The organism is Actinomadura rugatobispora (genome assembly GCF_042656285.1).
Lineage (GTDB): Bacteria > Actinomycetota > Actinomycetes > Streptosporangiales > Streptosporangiaceae > Spirillospora > Spirillospora rugatobispora.
This window is the reverse complement of record NZ_JBHSON010000006.1, coordinates 42,618-58,314: the sequence shown is the minus strand read 5'-3', so window position 1 is coordinate 58,314 and position 15,697 is coordinate 42,618. Positions and strand designations below refer to the sequence as shown.

Genomic DNA, 15,697 nt, shown 5'->3' with positions numbered 1-15,697 from the left:
CAGATCATCGAGGACATGACCATGTCGCGGGAGACGCCGCAGGGGGTTCCGGAGATCCTGCATCTGGTCGAGCCGCCGGAGGCTCCCCTCGACGCGCCGCCGCCGGTGGTGCTCAACCTCGACGAGACCAGTTCGCCGTCCGAGGTGATGGACGTGCTGTCGCTGCGGCCGTTCGCGACCGGCGAGCAGCCGTGGTCGCGGTCCGTCCGGCTGGAGCACGTGAAGCCGGAGGCGCCGCTGCGCCCGCCGGCGGCCCGGACGGTGCGTGCCGCCAACGAGCGCGGCAAGGAGTCGGTGCTGGCCGAGGGCGAGGGCTGGACGCTGCTCACCAGCCGGTGGAAGAGCGGCATCGCCTACGTGTCGGTGTCGGCCGTGACCGAGGACCTGGCGCAGTCCGTCATGGACGAGTGCGTGCGCGACGCCACCGACCCGCCCAAGACCGACGACGCCAACGTCGAGATGGGCTTCTGGCACATGGGCTCGCGCGGCCCGGTCCGTACGGGGCGGGCCATCTCCGCCGACGCCTGGCAGGACATCCGCCGCAACTACACCGCGCCGGTGGCCGAGGCGCTCGACCGGGTGATGAGTCTCACGCGCGAGGAGGTGACCGGGCGGCTCCTGCTGCTGCACGGCCCGCCCGGCACCGGCAAGACCACGGCGCTGCGGGCGCTGGCCCGCGCCTGGGACCCGTGGTGCCAGTCCGACTGCGTGCTCGACCCGGAGGCGCTGTTCGGCACGCCCAGCTACCTGATGGAGGTGGCGGTCGGCGACGAGGACGACGACGACGCGGACAAGCGCCGCTGGCGGCTGCTCATCCTGGAGGACTGCGACGAGCTGATCGGGGGCGAGGCCAAGCAGTCGGCCGGGCAGGGCCTGTCCCGGCTGCTCAACCTCACCGACGGGATGCTGGGCCAGGGCCGCGACGTGCTGGTGGCCATCACCACGAACGAGGACCTGGCCCGCCTGCACCCCGCCGTGGTGCGGCCGGGCCGCTGCCTGGCGCAGATCGAGGTGGGGCGGCTCACCCGGAGCGAGTCGCTGGCCTGGCTGGACGACACGAGCGTCGAGGGCGAGATCGGGGCGGACGGCGCGACGCTGGCGGAGCTGGTGGCCCTGCGCAAGGGCGAGAAGGCCCCGGAGGCCGAGAGCGCGCCCTCCACCGGCACGGGCTTCTACCTGTAGAGGCCCGCGCCGGTACCGGGGCCCTGGCGGCGCTCAGGACGCCTTGGCGAGGGCCTGCTCGAAGTCGGCCCAGAGGTCGTCGGGGTGCTCCAGGCCGACGGCGACCCGTACCGTGCCCTCGCCGATGCCCGCGGCGGTGAGGGCGGCGGCGTCGAGCTGCCGGTGCGAGGTGCTGGCCGGGTGCATGACGAGCGTGGACACGTCCCCGAGGGAGGCGGCGAGCCTGGCCACCTGTACCGCGTCGGTGAACGTGCGGCCCGCCTCGCGCCCGCCCTGGAGCTCGAACGACAGCACCCCGCCACCGCCGCCGGGCATGAGCCGCCGGGCGAGCTCGTGCTGCGGGTGGCCGGGCAGTCCCGGGTGGGCGACGTGCGTGACGGCCGGGTGCGCGGCCAGCCGCCGGGCGAGGTCGAGGGCGGTCTCGCTGGCGCGGGCGATGCGCAGCGGCAGCGTGGCGAACCCGCGCAGGGTGAGCCAGGCGGCGAACGGGTCCGGGGTGGCGCCGAGCTCGGTGGCCTGCTTCCACACCCGGTGGTGCAGCACCTCGTCGGCGAACACCGCGACGCCCCCGACGATGTCGGCGTGCCCGCCGATGTACTTGGTGGCCGAGTGCACGACGATGTCGGCGCCGTGGTCCAGGGGGCGGCACAGCACCGGCGCGAAGGTGTTGTCGACCATCGTCGTCACCCCGGCCTCCCGGGCCGCGGCGGCGAGCGCCGGCAGGTCGGCGACCTGGGTGGTCGGGTTGGCGATGGTCTCCAGGATCAGCAGGCGGGTGCGCGGGCGCAGCGCGGCGCGCACCTCGGCGGGGTCGTCGCCGGAGACGTGGGTCACCTCGACGCCCCATCGCCCGGCCAGGTCGTTGAGCACCGCGTACGTCCCGCCGTACAGGCAGGACTGGGCGATGACGTGGTCGCCGGAGCGCAGCAGGGCCATGAGCACCGCGTTGATGGTGCCCATGCCGGAGGCGGAGGCGAGCGCTCCGGCGCCGCCCTCCAGGTCGTTCACGGCGTCCTCGAGCGCGCGGACGGTGGGGTTGCTCCACCGCCCGTACAGGAACGCCGAATGGGGCCCCTCGAACGCGGCGGCCATCTCCTCGGCGCCGTCGAAGGCGAAGGTGTGGGCCTGGTAGATGGGCATGCCCAGCGGCCTGCTCCCGGTGGGGTGGGTCAGGCTCGGGTGCACGGCCCGGGTCTCGGGGTGCGGGCGCGCGCCGGCCCGGTCGCCGTGCCCGCGGTGGTGGTCGATGCCGTCATGGGTCATGGCTTCAGCCTGCGGCGCGGACGCGCGGGGGAATAGGTCCAATTCCAACCAGTGGCCCGGGCCGCGCCCCCCCTGTCGCGTTCGCGGCGCCGGGCCACTGGCCCGTCCGGTCGTCCCGCACTCGCGGACCGCGCCGGTGAGCAACCGCCCGGAGTCCCCACCCCGCGGGGGATCCGGGCGGTTCGGTGCGGTCCCGGTGCGAGCGCTCCCGGCCGAGCCCGACTATCCCCCGGCCCCACCCATCCGGACATCCGGGAGATTACGGGCATTTACCCGTGTTTCCCCGGGGGCGCCCCGGGCGGCGCCTACGAGTGCACGCCCGCGAACAGCCGCCGGTACACCCGGCGCAGGCCGTGGATATCACTGACCGGCTCGCCGAACACCACGCGAAGGTCGACGGACTCGGCGCCGTCCGGCCGCTCCTGGACGTCCTCGGGCGGCGCGGTGAAGCAGCGCAGCCACATGCCGTACCGGTCGAGCCCGAGCGGCCGCACGACCGGCCGAGCGCCCGGAGGGCGGTCGTGCGTTCTTGCCGGGGGGCGTGGGGGGTCGTCCCCCCACACAGACTCGACCGGCCGAGCGCCCGGAGGGCGGTCGTGCGTTCTCGCCGGGGGGCGTGGGGGGTCGTCCCCCCACACAGACTCGACGGGCTCCCGCGCCGCGGGCACCCCCGGCACGCCGCCGCCGGAGACCCGGGCGGCCAGGTCGTTCAGCCGGCGCAGCATCACGACCAGCTCGGCCCGATGGCACTCGTCGAGGTGGGAGAGGATACCGGCCTCGATCGCCACCAGTGGGTCGGGCACGCCCGCCTCGTACTCCTCCGGGTCGAGCGTGGCCTCGCCCCAGGCGTCCCGGATCTCCACCTCGGCGATCTCCAGGGCCAGCACCGTCCAGGACTGCCCCGGCGCCGGTTCGGGCCCGATGTCCAGGAGCTCGGGACGCGGATGCAGGCGGGACAGCCGCAGCGCGGCGGCGCGGCGCTCGTCCCCGGCCGGCTCGGTGACCCAGCCGTGCAGCCAGGCCCGGCCGCGCACCCGGTCGGCCAGCGGGACCGGCGCGACATCGGAGATCCGCAGGGTCGCGGGCAGGTCGGGCTCGCCGCGCAGCGCCGCGACGGCGGCCGACCGCGCCGGCAGCAGGAGCAGGGGCCGCCCCTGCTCGTCGGTGGCGTGGGCCGGGACGGGCGCGTACGGGACGCCCGGGACGGCCAGCACGCCGTCCGCCACCCCGTAGGCCAGGGTCCGCGCCCGCTCGCCCGCCGTCGGCCGGACCACCTGCCGCCCGTCCGGGCGTTGCTCCGTGTCCTGTCCGGCCTCGCTCGCCTCGCTCATGATCGGACCTCCTTGACGAGGTAGGTTAGGCTTACCTAAGTAAGGGTTACCTAATCACTAAGGAGGACGATGAACAACCCCCGTCCGAAGGTCCGTCTCTCCCGGGCCCTCGGAATCCCGCTGACCCCCAAGAGCGTCAAGTACTTCGAGGCGCGGCCCTACCCGCCGGGAATGCACGGCCGCGGCCGCAAGAACGAGTCCGACTACAAGATCCGGCTGCGCGAGAAGCAGCGGCTGCGCGCGCAGTACAACATCCGCGAGGCCCAGCTGCGCAACGCCTTCGACAAGGCCAGCAAGGTCGAGGGCAAGACCGGCGAGGTGCTGCTGATCGACCTGGAGCGCCGGCTGGACGCCCTCGTCCTGCGCTCCGGCCTGGCCCGCACGATCTACCAGGCCCGCCAGTTCGTGGTGCACCGGCACGTGCTGGTGAACGGGCGCCGGGTGGACCGCCCGTCGTACCGGCTCCGGCCCGGCGACGTGATCACCATCGCCGAGCGCAGCCGCGCGATGGAGCCGTTCCTGGTGGCGGCGGCCGGCGCCCACGCCCCCGAGAAGCTGCAATTCTCTTCAAACCCGGCCCACCACCCCCATCAACCGATACCTCCCTACCTGGAGGTGCGGCACGACGCGCTGGCCGCCCGCCTGGTCCGGCTGCCCGAGCGCCGCGAGATCCCGGTCATCTGCGACGAGCAGCTGGTGGTCGAGCACTACTCGCGCTGAGACGGGCCGGGTCGGAGGGCTGGACAGGCGTCCACTCCCATCGGTTAGCATCAACCTAGCGATTGCTTGGCCCCTGAGGTGAGCGGGGGCGCACCCGATGGAGGCCCAGGACATGATCGAATTCCACCCCCTGACCCGGAACATCGGCGCCGAGGTCACCGGAGTCGACCTGGCCAAACCCCTCGACGGCGAGCAGATCCAGCACATCCGCGACGGCCTGCTCCGGCACCTGGTGCTGTTCTTCCGGGACCAGCACATCAGCGACGAGGAGCACGTGGTGTTCGCCAAGCAGTTCGGCACCGCCAACATGCCGCCCATGGACACCTCGGGCAGCCCCGTGCACGTCCTGGACCAGACCGACCCCAAGGGCGAGGGCGGCGACCAGTGGCACAGCGACAACACGTTCATGGGCGTCCCGCCGATGGGATCGCTGCTGCGCGCGGTGATCCTCCCGGACGTCGGCGGCGACACCCTCTGGGCCAACATGTACCTGGCCTACGAGTCGCTCGCGCCCTGGCTCCAGCGCCTGTGCGACGAGCTGTACGCCGAGCACGACCTCACCATGTCGGTGACCAAGGCCATCGACAAGGGCCACCGGATGGACCTGCGCGCGATGCAGGAGAAGAACCCGCCGGTCGTCCACCCCGTCGTCCGCGTCCACCCCGAGACCGGCCGCAAGGCCCTCTACGTCAACCGCAGCTCGGTCACCCGCCTCATCGGCCTGTCCCGGCGCGAGAACGAGGCGATCCTGCCGCTGCTGTTCGACGCCGTCCGCGACCCGCAGTTCCAGGTCCGGCTCAAGTGGCGGGTCGGCACGCTCTCGTTCTGGGACAACCGCCCCACCCAGCACTACGCGGTCGCCGACTACACCCAGCGCCGCAAGATGCACCGGGTCACCATCAACTGCCCCGCCGGCATCGACGACGGCGTCCCCAAGGGCGTGGACGGCGTGACCGGCGCCGACGCCCCCGCCGAGGCCACCGCCGCCCGCTACCTCTAGCGGGCTCTAGAGGGTCAGCCCAGGCTGCCCAGGTCGCGGCGGGCGTGCTCGCCCAGCGTCGCCAGCGCCGCGACCAGCTGCCCCCGCGACTCCTCGGTGAGCGGGCCGGCGAAATGCCGGTCCAGGGTCTCGGCGTGCACCCGCAGCGCCTCGCGCAGCTTGCGCCGTCCGCTCTCGGTGAGCCCCACCACCTGGCGGCGCCGGTCGCCGGACGCCGCCTGCCGCCGCACGTAGCCGTCCCGCTCCATCCGGTCGATCAGCCGGGTCATGCCGCCGCTGGTCAGGATCAGCTCCCCGGCCAGCGCGCCCATGGTCGGCCGGTCCGCCCCCGCCCGCGACAGCCGCAGCAGCACCTCGAACATGGCGTGCCGGATCCCGCAGCGGCGCTCCAGCTCGCGCGCCGCGATCCGCTCCAGCAGCGCGGTGGTGCCCAGCAGCGCGCCGAACTCGTGCACGATGCCGCCCGGCACGGCCGCGGCGGGCTCGACATCCGGCTCCACCCCGGCAGGCCCCTTGTACGTCGTCGTCATGGGTCCTTCTCCTCCCCCGCCTCTCGGCAGATCCCCCGCTTCTTGGCAGAACGCACCGCGCCCCGCCCGGCTTCCACCGGGCGGGGCGCGAACGAGGCCGTCGGGGCTAGTTCTTGGGCGTCTCCTGGCTCTTGGGCGAGGAGCTGGGCGACGGGCCGGTCGGGACGTTCGGCAGCCCGCCGCTCTGCTGGGTCTGGTCGTTGACGCCCGAGGCGTACATCTTGGTGACCTTCCACTCACCGTCGATCTTGGCCATGGCCAGCCGGATCAGGGTGGCGGGCGACTCGTGGGTGCCCTCGGAGGTCTTGACCGTCACGTCCACCGAGATCGTCGCGGCGGCGAACCGCTGGTCGACGGTGCCCACGAACACCTGGTCGGTCTTGGACGTCAGCACCAGCTGCGGGTTCTGCTTGAAGGTGTTGCCGAGGTTGGGCAGCGTGTTGGTCTTGAAGCTCTCCAGCAGGTCGCCGCCCATGAGGCCCTCGGCCTTCTTCATCTGCGCCTGGTAGTTGCCCGCGTTGTAGTTGAGGGCCACGTCGCCGTAGGCGGAGGCGACCTTCGACACCGCGTCGCGGTCGTCCCGCTCGCCGGACAGGCCACTGGCCGCCCGCCACTGCCAGACGCCCAGGCTCGCCAGCACCGCCACCAGGAGCACCACCACGATCGCCTGGTTGCGGCGCAGGCCCAGGAACGTCCGGGGGGCGACCTCGTCCAGCGACACCGGGGCCTTCGGCTTGGGCTTCGGCGCGGCCTTGGGCTTCGGCTGGGGCTTGGAGCGCTCCTCGTCCTCGGCCGTCTCCTCCTCGGCCTCGGGCTCCACGACCTTGGGCTTCGGCTTGGCGGCCGCCTTGGGCTTCGGCCTGGCGGGCCGGTCGTCCTCTTGCTCCTCGGCGTCGATCGCGTCGAGGACCTCGTCCAGATCCTCGTCGTCGAGGACCTCGATCACCCGCACCCGCCGTCTCCGCCTGGTCGCCGGCCGCTCCTCGACCTCCGCGGCCGAGTCGTCCTCCGTATCGACGGCGTCGACGCCCTCGGCGCCCTCGGGGACGTCCTTGGTGGTCTTGCCAGTCACTTCAGGCACTCCTCGGTGGTTGGGGGATCAGTCCTTACGCCGGCGCAGGCGGGACATCACGGGCACCGAGCCCGCCATCACCCGGATCAGCACCAGCAGGGCCAGGACCGGGGGAACGTACACTAGCCAAGCGGGCGGCCCGCCGGGAGAGGCCCCGGACTGGTTCGCCGCCTTCCGCGCCCGGGTGTCCCCCTGGATCGACGGGTCGTGCGTCGGGATGGTCGCTCCGGGGTTCTTGGCCTTGTACGGCTTCTGCTTCCCGTCCGCGGGACGGCGCCCGTCGGGGCAGGCCGGCTGCTTGTTCACGGCGGGCTGCGCCAGCGGGTACTTGTACTCCCTGACCGCCGGCGTCTGCAGCGTGACCAGGAAGACCACGTTCAGCACCGGCTTGCCCTGGTCCAGGCCGATCACGTTCTCCAGGACGGTCCGCAGCTCGGGCGCGTACGCCAGGGTGTCGCTCAGGTCGCGGTAGAGGTCGGGGTTGTGGCGGGTCAGGCCCCAGTTTCCGAGCGACTCCAGCGTGCACTCGAAGTCGGGCCCGGTCTTCTCCAGCAGCCCGTTCACCGTGGCCAGCAGGTCGGGGCCGGTGTCGCGCAGCTGCCGCAGCTCGCCGCGGACCTGCGACAGGGCGGCGGTCAGCGCCGCCAGGTTGTCGATGCCGGCGCCGAGCTGCCCGCGGTTCTGGTTGAGCACGTGGGTGATCCGGCCCAGGTCCTTGGTGAGGCCGTCCAGCAGCTCGCTGTTCTGCGCGAAGGTGGCGGTGAGCTGGTCGCCGCCGTTGATGATCTGGCGCAGCGAGTCCTCGCGGCCGGACAGGCCCTCCGAGAGCTCGTGGGTGAGGACCCGGGCGTCCTCGGGGTCGATGGCCCGGATCGACTGGATGACCGCGCCGAACAGGTCGCCGTACTTGGGCGGCACCGTCGTCTGCGACACCGGGATCACCGCGCCCGGCCGCATCCGGGGGCCGCCGGGACGGGCGCCGCGCGGCGGGGTCAGCTCCACGACCGGCTCGCCGACCGCCGACTTGCGGGCCGCGGCGGCGGTGACGCCGCGCGGGATCTCGAAGCCCTTCTCGATGTCCAGCTTGACGCTGACCTTGTTCCGGTCCAGCCGGACCGAGTCGATCTTGCCGACGCGCAGGCCGAGGTAGTCGACCTCGAAGCCGGGGTGCAGGCCGGGCGAGGACTGGAACTCCACCGTGATGTGGTACGGCCGGTCGATGAAGTCGAACCGGATGACGTTGTTGAACGCCCACACCACCATGAGCGCGGCGAGGACGGCGAAGGCCAGCAGGTTGATCGTCACTCGGCCGCTCATCGCCGCGCCCCCTTCAGCAGCTTGTCCAGGTCCGGCAGCGCGGTGCGCAGGTCGCCCGGCAGCTTGGGCGGCTCGGGCGGCTTGGGCTGCTTGGGCGCGGTGCCGCCGCCCTGGCCGTTCTTCGCCGTCCCGGCGCCGTTCCCGCCCTGGCCCGACTCCGGCAGCAGCGGCGTGCCGTCCGGCCACACGATCCTCAGGATCGGGTAGAGCAGCAGCTGGCCGTCGTAGCTGGCCCGCGGCAGCTTGTTCTCGAACGTCACCAGCCCGTTGACCAGGTTCGTCAGCCGGGCCCGGTTGCTCCCGAGCTGGGCGAGCACCGGGTCCAGGTCGCGCAGCAGGGTGCGGAACCGGGCCACCCGGCCCTCCAGCACCTTGTCGTTCAGCTCGCGGGCCATGTGGGTGAGCCGCTCGACGGTGCGCAGGATCCTGTCCTTGTTGTCGTTCAGCAGCTTGGTGGTGCGTTCGAGCTCGACCGGCGCCCGGTTCAGCTCCGCCCCGCCCTGCGCGAGGGAACTGCCCAGCTTGGCGAACTGGTCGACCGCCTGCGCGAGCTGGTTGCGCTGGTCGGTGAACAGCTTCAGCAGGTCGCCGGACTTGGCGATGGTGACGTTGAGCCGCTGCCCGTTGCCCTCCAGCGCCGCCGCGCCGGTGTTGACGATGGTGGCCAGGTCGTTGCCCGCCAGCGCCTGCAGCAGCGGCCCCGCCTGCCCGACCACCTGCTCGAACGCGGGCTGCACGCTGGTGTCGGTGATGCTCGCGCCCTTGGCCAGGAACGGGCCGCGGTCCATGCTGCCGCCCGGCGGCAGAACCAGGTCCACGTAGTTCTCGCCCAGCAGCGAGGTCACCTTGATCTCGGCGCGGGTGCCCTGCGGGACGCGGTGCCCGTCCACGATCGACAGCGTCGCGGTGGACCGGTAGGTGCGCGGGTCCAGCTCCACCTTGGTCACGGTGCCGATCTTGACGTCGGACATCTGCACGCTGTGCCCGGCCACCAGCCCCTGCACGTCCTGGAAGGTGGCCCTGAGGGTGAGGGATCCCTGCGGGGCGCCCGCGGTGCGGATGGAGCAGCCGGTCATCGCGGCCAGCAGCGTCGCGATCAGCGCGGCGAACGCCGCCGCGCTCATCGGACGGTCCTTCTTCCGGTCCGCGTCCCGCGCGTCGGGTTTCCGGCGGAGGCGCATCAGTTCCCACCTCCCTGCATCCAGGGGCAGTTGGAATTGGGCGGGGGAAGCGGGCAGTCCACCTCGTCGCTGTTCAGCAGGCCCTTGAGCCAGGTCCGCAGGAACGCGTCCGTCGCGAACCGGATCTGCAGCGACTTGTTCTCGGGGTTGTAGCCGCCGATGAGGGCCTCGCTGATCCCCGGCAGCGCGTTGACCAGCTGCGCGATCTCCTTGGCGTTGCCCTTCAGCACCAGCGCCGTGCGGGTCAGCACGGCCAGGTCGTAGGGCAGCTGGCCCTTGTACTTCTTGATCAGCTTGTCGCCGTTCTTCGACAGCTCCAGGACCCCCCGGACGAGGTCCTGCAGCTCGCCGCGCTCGGCGCTCAGCACCCGGGTCGCCTCGGCGAAGTTGGTGATCAGCCGGCCGAGCACCTGCTCGCGGCCCCGCACCACGCCCGACAGCCGCTGCAGGTTGCGGGCGACCTCGACCAGCTCCTTGTCCTGGCCCGCGACGTTCTCCACCAGCCGGGCGCTCTGCTCCAGCGTCGCGTTGAACTCGCGCCCGTTGCCGTTCACCGAGCCGGCCGCGCGGTCCAGCGCGGTGCGCATCTTGGTCGGGTCGAGCGCGTTGGCCAGGTTGGTGAACGAGCTGAGCGCGTCGTCCACCTCGACCGGCACGTGCGTGCGCTCGATCGGGATCCGGTTCGCGGTCTCCTTCGGCTGCCCCGGCCGCCACGCCGGATGCAGCACCAGGTTGCGCTCGCCGACCAGGTTCAGCGGGACGATCGAGGCCTGGACGCCGCGCGGCAGCGGCACGTCCTCCTTCACGTGGAAGGTGACCTCGATCCGGTCGCCGACGGTCTCGACCCGGTCCACCAGCCCCACGTCCGCGCCCATGATCTTGACCTTGGACTCGGGGTAGAACGAGCGGGCCTTGGTGAACTCCACGGTCATCGTGCGCTTGCCGCCGGACTCGCCGGTCAGCGCCGAGCAGCCGCCGGCCGCGGCCGCCGCCGCCAGGGACAGCACCGCCGCGAGCGCCGCGAACCTCCGGGATCTCATCAGTTCGCTCCCTGCTGCGCGGGGGGCCGCCTCGTGGAGTGCGGTCCGGGCGGCTGGATCGGCCCGAGCCCGGTGAGCAGGCCCTCGATCCACGGCCCGTTGCCCTTGAGGTTGGCCACCTGGGAGAAGGTCGGTCCGAGCAGTGAGAAGTCGGTGTTGAGGGCGTCCATGTTGGGCGCCAGCCGGGTGGTCAGCAGGTGCAGGTTGTCCAGCAGCGTGTCCAGTTCGCGCTGGTTGCCGTCGATCACGTTCGACAGCGTCCGGACCGTGCGGCTGCCCTGCCCGATGGTGGCGGCCAGCTGGTCGCGCCGCTGCACCAGGCTCTGCAGCAGCACCTGGCTGGCGTTGATGATCTGCCGGAGCTCCTCGTCCTTGGCCGCCAGCGTGCCGGTGATGGTCCGGCCGTTGTCGATCAGCTTCTCGATCTCGGGGAAGGAGTCGTTCAGCGTCTGCGACAGCTGCCGCAGGTTGACCAGGATCCGGCGGAGCTTGGCCGCGCCCGGCGACTCGATCCGGTTGATCTGGGTGAGGAGGGTGTCGATGCTGCGCTGGTCGAGCTTGCCGACGATGCTCTGCGCGCTGTCCAGCGCCTCGGGCACCGTGAACGGCACCGAGGTGCGCTGCAGCGGGACGCGCCGCCGCTCCTCGGGCAGGTCGGCCATGAACGTCCCGGTGACCGGGCCGGACAGCCGCAGGTAGCGGCCGCCGAGCAGCGTCGTCGTCTGGATCTCGGCGCGGGTGTCGCGGCCGAGGTCGATGCCCTCGTTCACGTGCCACGTCACCACGATGGTGCCGGAGGAGAAGTCGGGCTCGACGGAGGTGACCCGGCCGACCTTCACCCCGGCCAGCCGCACGTCGTTGCCGTTCTTGAGGCCCGCGGTGTCGGCGAACACCCCGCTCATCGTGTACCCGCGCTCGAACAGGCGCAGCTGCCCGGTCGCGAACGCGAACACGCAGGCGGCGCCGAGCACGGTCAGCGTGACGACGGCGACGATCCGGTGGTTGACGTCGCGCAGCGACTTCAGCGCCATCACCGACCACCCCGCAGCATCGACCGGAGCTTGTCCAGCTCGGCCTGCGTCGGCCCCTGCGCCTGCGGCGACCGCGGCAGCTCCATCGGGAACGGGCACGGCCCCTGGACGAGGTTGAGGCACAGCGCGTTGGTGCGCAGGTAATGCCCGCCGTTGGCCGAGGCGAACAGCTGCCGCAGCGTGAGGGGGAGGTTCTGCACCATCTTCTCCAGCTGGTCGACGTTCAGCCGGAACGTCTCGCTGAACTTGCCGAGGTTGTCGATGATGCGGGCGAGCTGCGCGTCGTTGCCGCCCAGCACCTGGTTGAGGTTGGTGGTGACGCCGGCGACCTCGACGACCGCGTTCTCCAGCAGCCGGTGGTTGCCGGCGAACACCCGCGTCAGCTCCTTGAGGTTGTCGACGCTCGCGGCGATCTGCTTGTCGCGGGTGGCGACCGCGTCGCTGACCGTCTCGTAGTCGTCGATCATCTTCTCGATGGTGGCGCGCCGCGAGGTGAACGTCTGCAGCAGCACGTCGAAGTTCCGCACGAGCAGGCCGATGTTCTGCTCGTTGCCGTCCAGCGCCTGGGTGAACGCGAACAGGATCTTGTTGAGCTGGTTCGGGTCGAGGTTGCGGGTCAGCGGGCCGAGGCTGTTGACGATCGCGCCGAGGTCGACCACCGACCGCGTGTGCGGCACCCGGTCGCCGTGGCCGAGCCTGCGCGCGCCGCGGCCCGGCTCCAGGTAGATGACCCGCTGGCCCATGACGTTGCGCCAGCGGACGGAGGCGGTGGAGTCCTCGGGGACGCGGACCTCCCGGTCGACGTCCATGCCGACCACGGCCTTGCCGCGGCGCACCTCGATCGCCTTGACCTGCCCGACCGGCGTCCCGGCCACCTTGACGACGTCGCCCTCCAGCAGCCCGGTGACGTCGTCGAAGGTGGCGGTGAGCCGGTAGCGGTCGCTGAACGGGCTGGCGGCCAGGATCTGCTGCCCGATGAAGAACGTCAGCAGCCCCGTCAGCACCACGAACACGACGAACTTGAGCGTGGTGGCGGTGTCGGGCCCGCGTCCGGTGCGGCGGCTCACGGCTGCATCACCATCCGCGGGCTCGCCGACGACCCGAACGCGGTCCGCGACGGCGGGGTCGGGCACACGTCGACGAACGTCTTGCACAGGTCGAGCGGGAGCGTGTCGACGGCCTGGGCGATCAGCGTGCCCTCCGGGCCCGGGATCCGGATGATGTCCGACAGCAGCGCGAAGAACCCGTTCAGGCTGTCGAGCAGCACCGGGATGTTGCGCCGCTGCGCGGCCAGCACGGACACCGCCTTGCCGCCCTCGTCGACGATCGAGCCGAGGTCGGCGCCGTGGTCGCGCATGGTGTCGCCGACCGTGCCGGCCAGGGCGGCGGACTCGTCCAGCAGCCGCGTCACCTTGTCGGGACGGTCGGCGATCACCGGGGCGAGCCGGTTGAGGTCGCGCACGGCGGCGTTGATGGTGCCGCCGCGCGCGCCGAGCGTGCCCGACAGGCCGGTGAGATCGTTGATCAGGCTCTGGATCACGGCGCGGTTGGCGTGCGCCGCGTCGATCACCGTGGAGCCGTTGGTCACCGTGCGGCGCAGCGCCTGGCCCTGCCCGGACAGCCCGCCGGAGAGGCTGCGCAGGATCGCGCCGACCTCGTCGGGATTGATCGCCTGGGTGAGCCGGTACGCGGGCCAGGCCGTCTCGGACAGGTCCTGCGGGTCCTTCGTCTGGGCGATCCGGGCGCCGTCGGCCAGGTACGGGCCGGTCAGCTCCCCGGCGCCGAGGTCGAGCGCGAGGTCCTTGGGGCCGAACACCGAGACCGGTTCGACCGTGGCCTGCGTGGTGCGGGGGATCCGGACGCCCTCGTCCACCCGCAGCCGTACCGCCACCCGGCCGGTGCGCTCCAGCGACACCGAGTCGACCGTGCCGACCTGGATGCCGCGGATCTTGACGTCCGACTTGCCCGGGTCCAGGCCCTGCCCGGCCCGGCCGAACGAGGCGGTGTAGTAGGTCGAGCCGGCGTGCGACTGGGTGGAGCCGAGCGCCACCAGGACGGCCGCGCCCGCGATGACGCCCGCGCCCACCAGGCCGAACATGCCGCGGGAGCGCCGGGACAGGGGTTCGTCGCTCATCCGGTCAACCTCACCGTGCTGCCGTGGCCCCAGAAGATGTACGACAGGACCAGGTTCATCAGGATCATGAGGATGGTGGACTCGCGGATCGCCCGTCCCGCGGCGACGCCCACGCCCACCGGCCCGCCCGCCGCGTAGTAGCCGCGGTAGCAGTGGATGAACATCACGATGAAGGCGAACACGGCCACCTTGACGACGCTGTAGAACACGTCGATCGGCGGCAGGTAGAGGTGGAAGTAGTAGTCGTAGATGCCGGGCGAGAGCCCGAAGTACTCGATGGTGATGAACCGGGTGGCGAAGAACGCCATGAACAGCGACACCAGGTAGAGCGGCACCAGCGCGATGACGCCGGCCGCGACCCGGGTGCACACCAGGTAGGCCAGCGAGTTGATGCCCATGACCTCCAGCGCGTCGATCTCCTCGGAGATCCGCATCGCGCCGATCTCGGCGGTGAAGCCGGTGCCGACCTGCGCCACCAGCGCCACCCCGGCGATGATCGGGGTGACCTCGCGGACGTTGGAGTAGCTGGCGACCAGGCCGGTGAAGGCCTCCGCGCCGATCCGTTCCAGCCCCGGGTAGCCCTGGAGGCCGACCATGGCGCCGGTGGCCAGCGACATGGTGGAGATCACGAAGATCATGCCGCCGCCGATCACCAGCGCGCCGACGCCGACGGTGATGTCGCTGACCTGCTTGGCCAGCGTCCGCCCGTACTTGCGCCGGATGACGATGTCGAACAGCAGGTGGTAGAGGACGCGGCCGAGGAAGACCGGCAGGTTGAGCGAGGCGGACAGGTCCGCGGTGCGGCCCTGGACCGCGCGGCCGAGCCTGCGTACGGGGGAGATCGCGACCATCAGAACCTCGGGGGGAAGAGGACCTGGTAGATCATGGTGAGCACGTAGTTGGCCGTGAACACCACGATCGAGGTGACCACCACCGCGCGGTTGACCGCGCGGCCCACGCCGACCGGACCGTAGTCGCAGTTCATGCCCATGTGGCAGGCGACCGCGGCGGCGATGAAGCCGAAGACCCACGCCTTGAACAGCGTGATCAGCAGGTCCGGCAGCTGCAGCAGGGTGGTGGCGCCGTCGAAGAAGGCGCCCGGGCTGACGCCCTGCTGGATGACGTTGAAGTAGTAGCCGCCGACCACTCCGGCGAGGATCACCACCGAGCACAGCAGCATCGAGACGGTGCTGGCCGCCCACAGCCGCGGGGTCACCAGGCGGTGCACGGGGTTGATCCCCATGACCTCCATCGCGGCGAGCTCGTCGCGGATGTTGCGGGCGCCCATGTCGGAGGTGATGGCCGAGCCGCCGACGCCGGAGACCAGCAGCGCCGCGGCCAGCGGGGCGACCTGCTGGATCATCGCGGCGACCAGCAGCGCGCCGGTGCCGGACTGCGCGCCGAGCTGGCGGGCGATGTCGCCGACCTGCAGCGAGATGGTGGCGCCCAGCGGGACGGCGATCAGCATGACGGGGACGCTGGTCACCCTGGCCAGGAACCAGCACTGCTCGATGAACTCGCCCCACCACTGGCGCAGGTCCCAGGTGCGGCGCAGTCCTTCGAGGAGGGTGACGCACAGCAGACCGGTCTCGTCGAGGGTCCGCTCGATGCGCCGGAGGGCAAGGTCCGGGGCCTTGGTCAGGCTCAGGGCCATCAGCCGGAGCCCTCCCCTGGGGCGGGGGCACGGGACATTCCAGCCTCCTCACAGTCGGACGTCGGCGCTCATCCGATACCCCGGTCACCGCCGCCGCTCCGGTGGCGCGTCTCACGTCGCGCACCCGCGTACCGGCTGCGACCGGGACCACACGCGGTGCCACGGATCTCTCGAACACCCGGCAGCGCCTGTGATCTGGAGCACTCTATGGGACAAAGCTCTAAGAAGCGAGTACTTACATG

At 71.8% G+C, this 15,697-nt stretch carries 15 protein-coding genes; 3 read left to right on the top strand and 12 right to left on the bottom strand.

The features are described 5' to 3' along the window. Nucleotides 1-15 precede the first annotated feature (15 nt). Complete coding sequence (locus ACFPZN_RS05855) at nt 16-1,182, top strand: DUF5925 domain-containing protein (RefSeq protein ID WP_378280753.1); 1,167 nt, start codon at nt 16-18, stop codon at nt 1,180-1,182. A gap of 33 nt (nt 1,183-1,215) precedes the next feature. Here ACFPZN_RS05855 and ACFPZN_RS05850 read toward each other — a convergent pair whose 3' ends face one another. Further along, the gene (locus ACFPZN_RS05850; protein ID WP_378280752.1) at nt 1,216-2,445 is read right to left on the bottom strand and encodes a trans-sulfuration enzyme family protein; all 1,230 of its coding nucleotides are present in this window, start codon (nt 2,443-2,445) and stop codon (nt 1,216-1,218) included. Between the two features lie 305 nt (nt 2,446-2,750). Continuing rightward, nucleotides 2,751-3,776 carry a DUF2470 domain-containing protein gene (locus tag ACFPZN_RS05845; protein ID WP_378280751.1) on the bottom strand — a complete coding sequence of 342 codons (1,026 nt, stop codon included), beginning with the start codon at nt 3,774-3,776 and terminating at the stop codon, nt 2,751-2,753. Between the two features lie 69 nt (nt 3,777-3,845). Here ACFPZN_RS05845 and rpsD point away from each other — a divergent pair, with 69 nt between their 5' ends. Both rpsD and ACFPZN_RS05835 read left to right on the top strand, forming a co-directional pair. After that, a complete protein-coding gene (gene rpsD / locus ACFPZN_RS05840; protein ID WP_378280750.1) occupies nt 3,846-4,496 on the top strand; it encodes a 30S ribosomal protein S4 in 651 nt (216 codons plus the stop codon). 112 nt (nt 4,497-4,608) lie between these two features. Then, on the top strand, nt 4,609-5,496 hold the full coding sequence (locus tag ACFPZN_RS05835) for a TauD/TfdA dioxygenase family protein (RefSeq protein WP_378280749.1): 888 nt from the start codon (nt 4,609-4,611) through the stop codon (nt 5,494-5,496). 14 nt (nt 5,497-5,510) lie between these two features. Here the strand turns inward: ACFPZN_RS05835 and ACFPZN_RS05830 are convergent, their stop codons facing one another. From ACFPZN_RS05830 to ACFPZN_RS05785, 10 genes are all read right to left on the bottom strand, one after another. Continuing rightward, a complete protein-coding gene (locus ACFPZN_RS05830) occupies nt 5,511-6,026 on the bottom strand; it encodes a MarR family winged helix-turn-helix transcriptional regulator (RefSeq protein WP_378280748.1) in 516 nt (171 codons plus the stop codon). A gap of 106 nt (nt 6,027-6,132) precedes the next feature. Beyond that, nucleotides 6,133-7,098 (bottom strand): hypothetical protein, encoded by a 966-nt coding sequence (locus ACFPZN_RS05825; protein WP_378280747.1) that lies wholly within the window; start codon nt 7,096-7,098, stop codon nt 6,133-6,135. 27 nt (nt 7,099-7,125) lie between these two features. Beyond that, a complete protein-coding gene (locus ACFPZN_RS05820; RefSeq protein WP_378280746.1) occupies nt 7,126-8,415 on the bottom strand; it encodes an MCE family protein in 1,290 nt (429 codons plus the stop codon). Next, the gene (locus ACFPZN_RS05815) at nt 8,412-9,596 is read right to left on the bottom strand and encodes an MlaD family protein (RefSeq protein WP_378280745.1); all 1,185 of its coding nucleotides are present in this window, start codon (nt 9,594-9,596) and stop codon (nt 8,412-8,414) included. The genes ACFPZN_RS05820 and ACFPZN_RS05815 overlap by 4 nt, the downstream gene beginning before the upstream one ends. After that, nucleotides 9,596-10,636, bottom strand: a complete 1,041-nt coding sequence (locus ACFPZN_RS05810; RefSeq protein ID WP_378280744.1) for an MCE family protein — start codon at nt 10,634-10,636, stop codon at nt 9,596-9,598. The genes ACFPZN_RS05815 and ACFPZN_RS05810 overlap by 1 nt, the downstream gene beginning before the upstream one ends. Continuing rightward, nucleotides 10,636-11,667: an MlaD family protein gene (locus ACFPZN_RS05805; RefSeq protein ID WP_378280743.1), complete on the bottom strand. Its 1,032-nt coding sequence runs from the start codon at nt 11,665-11,667 to the stop codon at nt 10,636-10,638. Before ACFPZN_RS05805 ends, ACFPZN_RS05810 begins: the two co-directional genes overlap by 1 nt. Beyond that, the gene (locus ACFPZN_RS05800) at nt 11,667-12,734 is read right to left on the bottom strand and encodes an MlaD family protein (RefSeq protein WP_378280742.1); all 1,068 of its coding nucleotides are present in this window, start codon (nt 12,732-12,734) and stop codon (nt 11,667-11,669) included. The genes ACFPZN_RS05805 and ACFPZN_RS05800 overlap by 1 nt, the downstream gene beginning before the upstream one ends. Beyond that, on the bottom strand, nt 12,731-13,801 hold the full coding sequence (locus ACFPZN_RS05795) for an MCE family protein (RefSeq protein ID WP_378280741.1): 1,071 nt from the start codon (nt 13,799-13,801) through the stop codon (nt 12,731-12,733). The genes ACFPZN_RS05800 and ACFPZN_RS05795 overlap by 4 nt, the downstream gene beginning before the upstream one ends. Further along, nucleotides 13,798-14,652 (bottom strand): ABC transporter permease, encoded by an 855-nt coding sequence (locus tag ACFPZN_RS05790; protein WP_378280740.1) that lies wholly within the window; start codon nt 14,650-14,652, stop codon nt 13,798-13,800. Before ACFPZN_RS05790 ends, ACFPZN_RS05795 begins: the two co-directional genes overlap by 4 nt. Continuing rightward, nucleotides 14,652-15,455 carry an MlaE family ABC transporter permease gene (locus ACFPZN_RS05785; RefSeq protein ID WP_378280739.1) on the bottom strand — a complete coding sequence of 268 codons (804 nt, stop codon included), beginning with the start codon at nt 15,453-15,455 and terminating at the stop codon, nt 14,652-14,654. Before ACFPZN_RS05785 ends, ACFPZN_RS05790 begins: the two co-directional genes overlap by 1 nt. Nucleotides 15,456-15,697 lie beyond the last annotated feature (242 nt).

Bases quoted from the DNA above. Each gene is read 5' to 3' on its own strand.
- ACFPZN_RS05835 (WP_378280749.1), top strand. From the start codon at position 4,609: ATGATCGAATTCCACCCCCTGACCCGGAACATCGGCGCCGAGGTCACC.
- ACFPZN_RS05850 (WP_378280752.1), bottom strand. From the start codon at position 2,445: ATGACCCATGACGGCATCGACCACCACCGCGGGCACGGCGACCGGGCC.
- ACFPZN_RS05815 (WP_378280745.1), bottom strand. From the start codon at position 9,596: ATGCGCCTCCGCCGGAAACCCGACGCGCGGGACGCGGACCGGAAGAAG.
- ACFPZN_RS05830 (WP_378280748.1), bottom strand. From the start codon at position 6,026: ATGACGACGACGTACAAGGGGCCTGCCGGGGTGGAGCCGGATGTCGAG.
- ACFPZN_RS05810 (WP_378280744.1), bottom strand. From the start codon at position 10,636: ATGAGATCCCGGAGGTTCGCGGCGCTCGCGGCGGTGCTGTCCCTGGCG.
- rpsD (WP_378280750.1), top strand. From the start codon at position 3,846: ATGAACAACCCCCGTCCGAAGGTCCGTCTCTCCCGGGCCCTCGGAATC.
- ACFPZN_RS05845 (WP_378280751.1), bottom strand. From the start codon at position 3,776: ATGAGCGAGGCGAGCGAGGCCGGACAGGACACGGAGCAACGCCCGGAC.
- ACFPZN_RS05805 (WP_378280743.1), bottom strand. From the start codon at position 11,667: ATGGCGCTGAAGTCGCTGCGCGACGTCAACCACCGGATCGTCGCCGTC.
- ACFPZN_RS05795 (WP_378280741.1), bottom strand. From the start codon at position 13,801: ATGAGCGACGAACCCCTGTCCCGGCGCTCCCGCGGCATGTTCGGCCTG.
- ACFPZN_RS05855 (WP_378280753.1), top strand. From the start codon at position 16: ATGACCATGTCGCGGGAGACGCCGCAGGGGGTTCCGGAGATCCTGCAT.
- ACFPZN_RS05820 (WP_378280746.1), bottom strand. From the start codon at position 8,415: ATGAGCGGCCGAGTGACGATCAACCTGCTGGCCTTCGCCGTCCTCGCC.
- ACFPZN_RS05785 (WP_378280739.1), bottom strand. From the start codon at position 15,455: ATGGCCCTGAGCCTGACCAAGGCCCCGGACCTTGCCCTCCGGCGCATC.
- ACFPZN_RS05790 (WP_378280740.1), bottom strand. From the start codon at position 14,652: ATGGTCGCGATCTCCCCCGTACGCAGGCTCGGCCGCGCGGTCCAGGGC.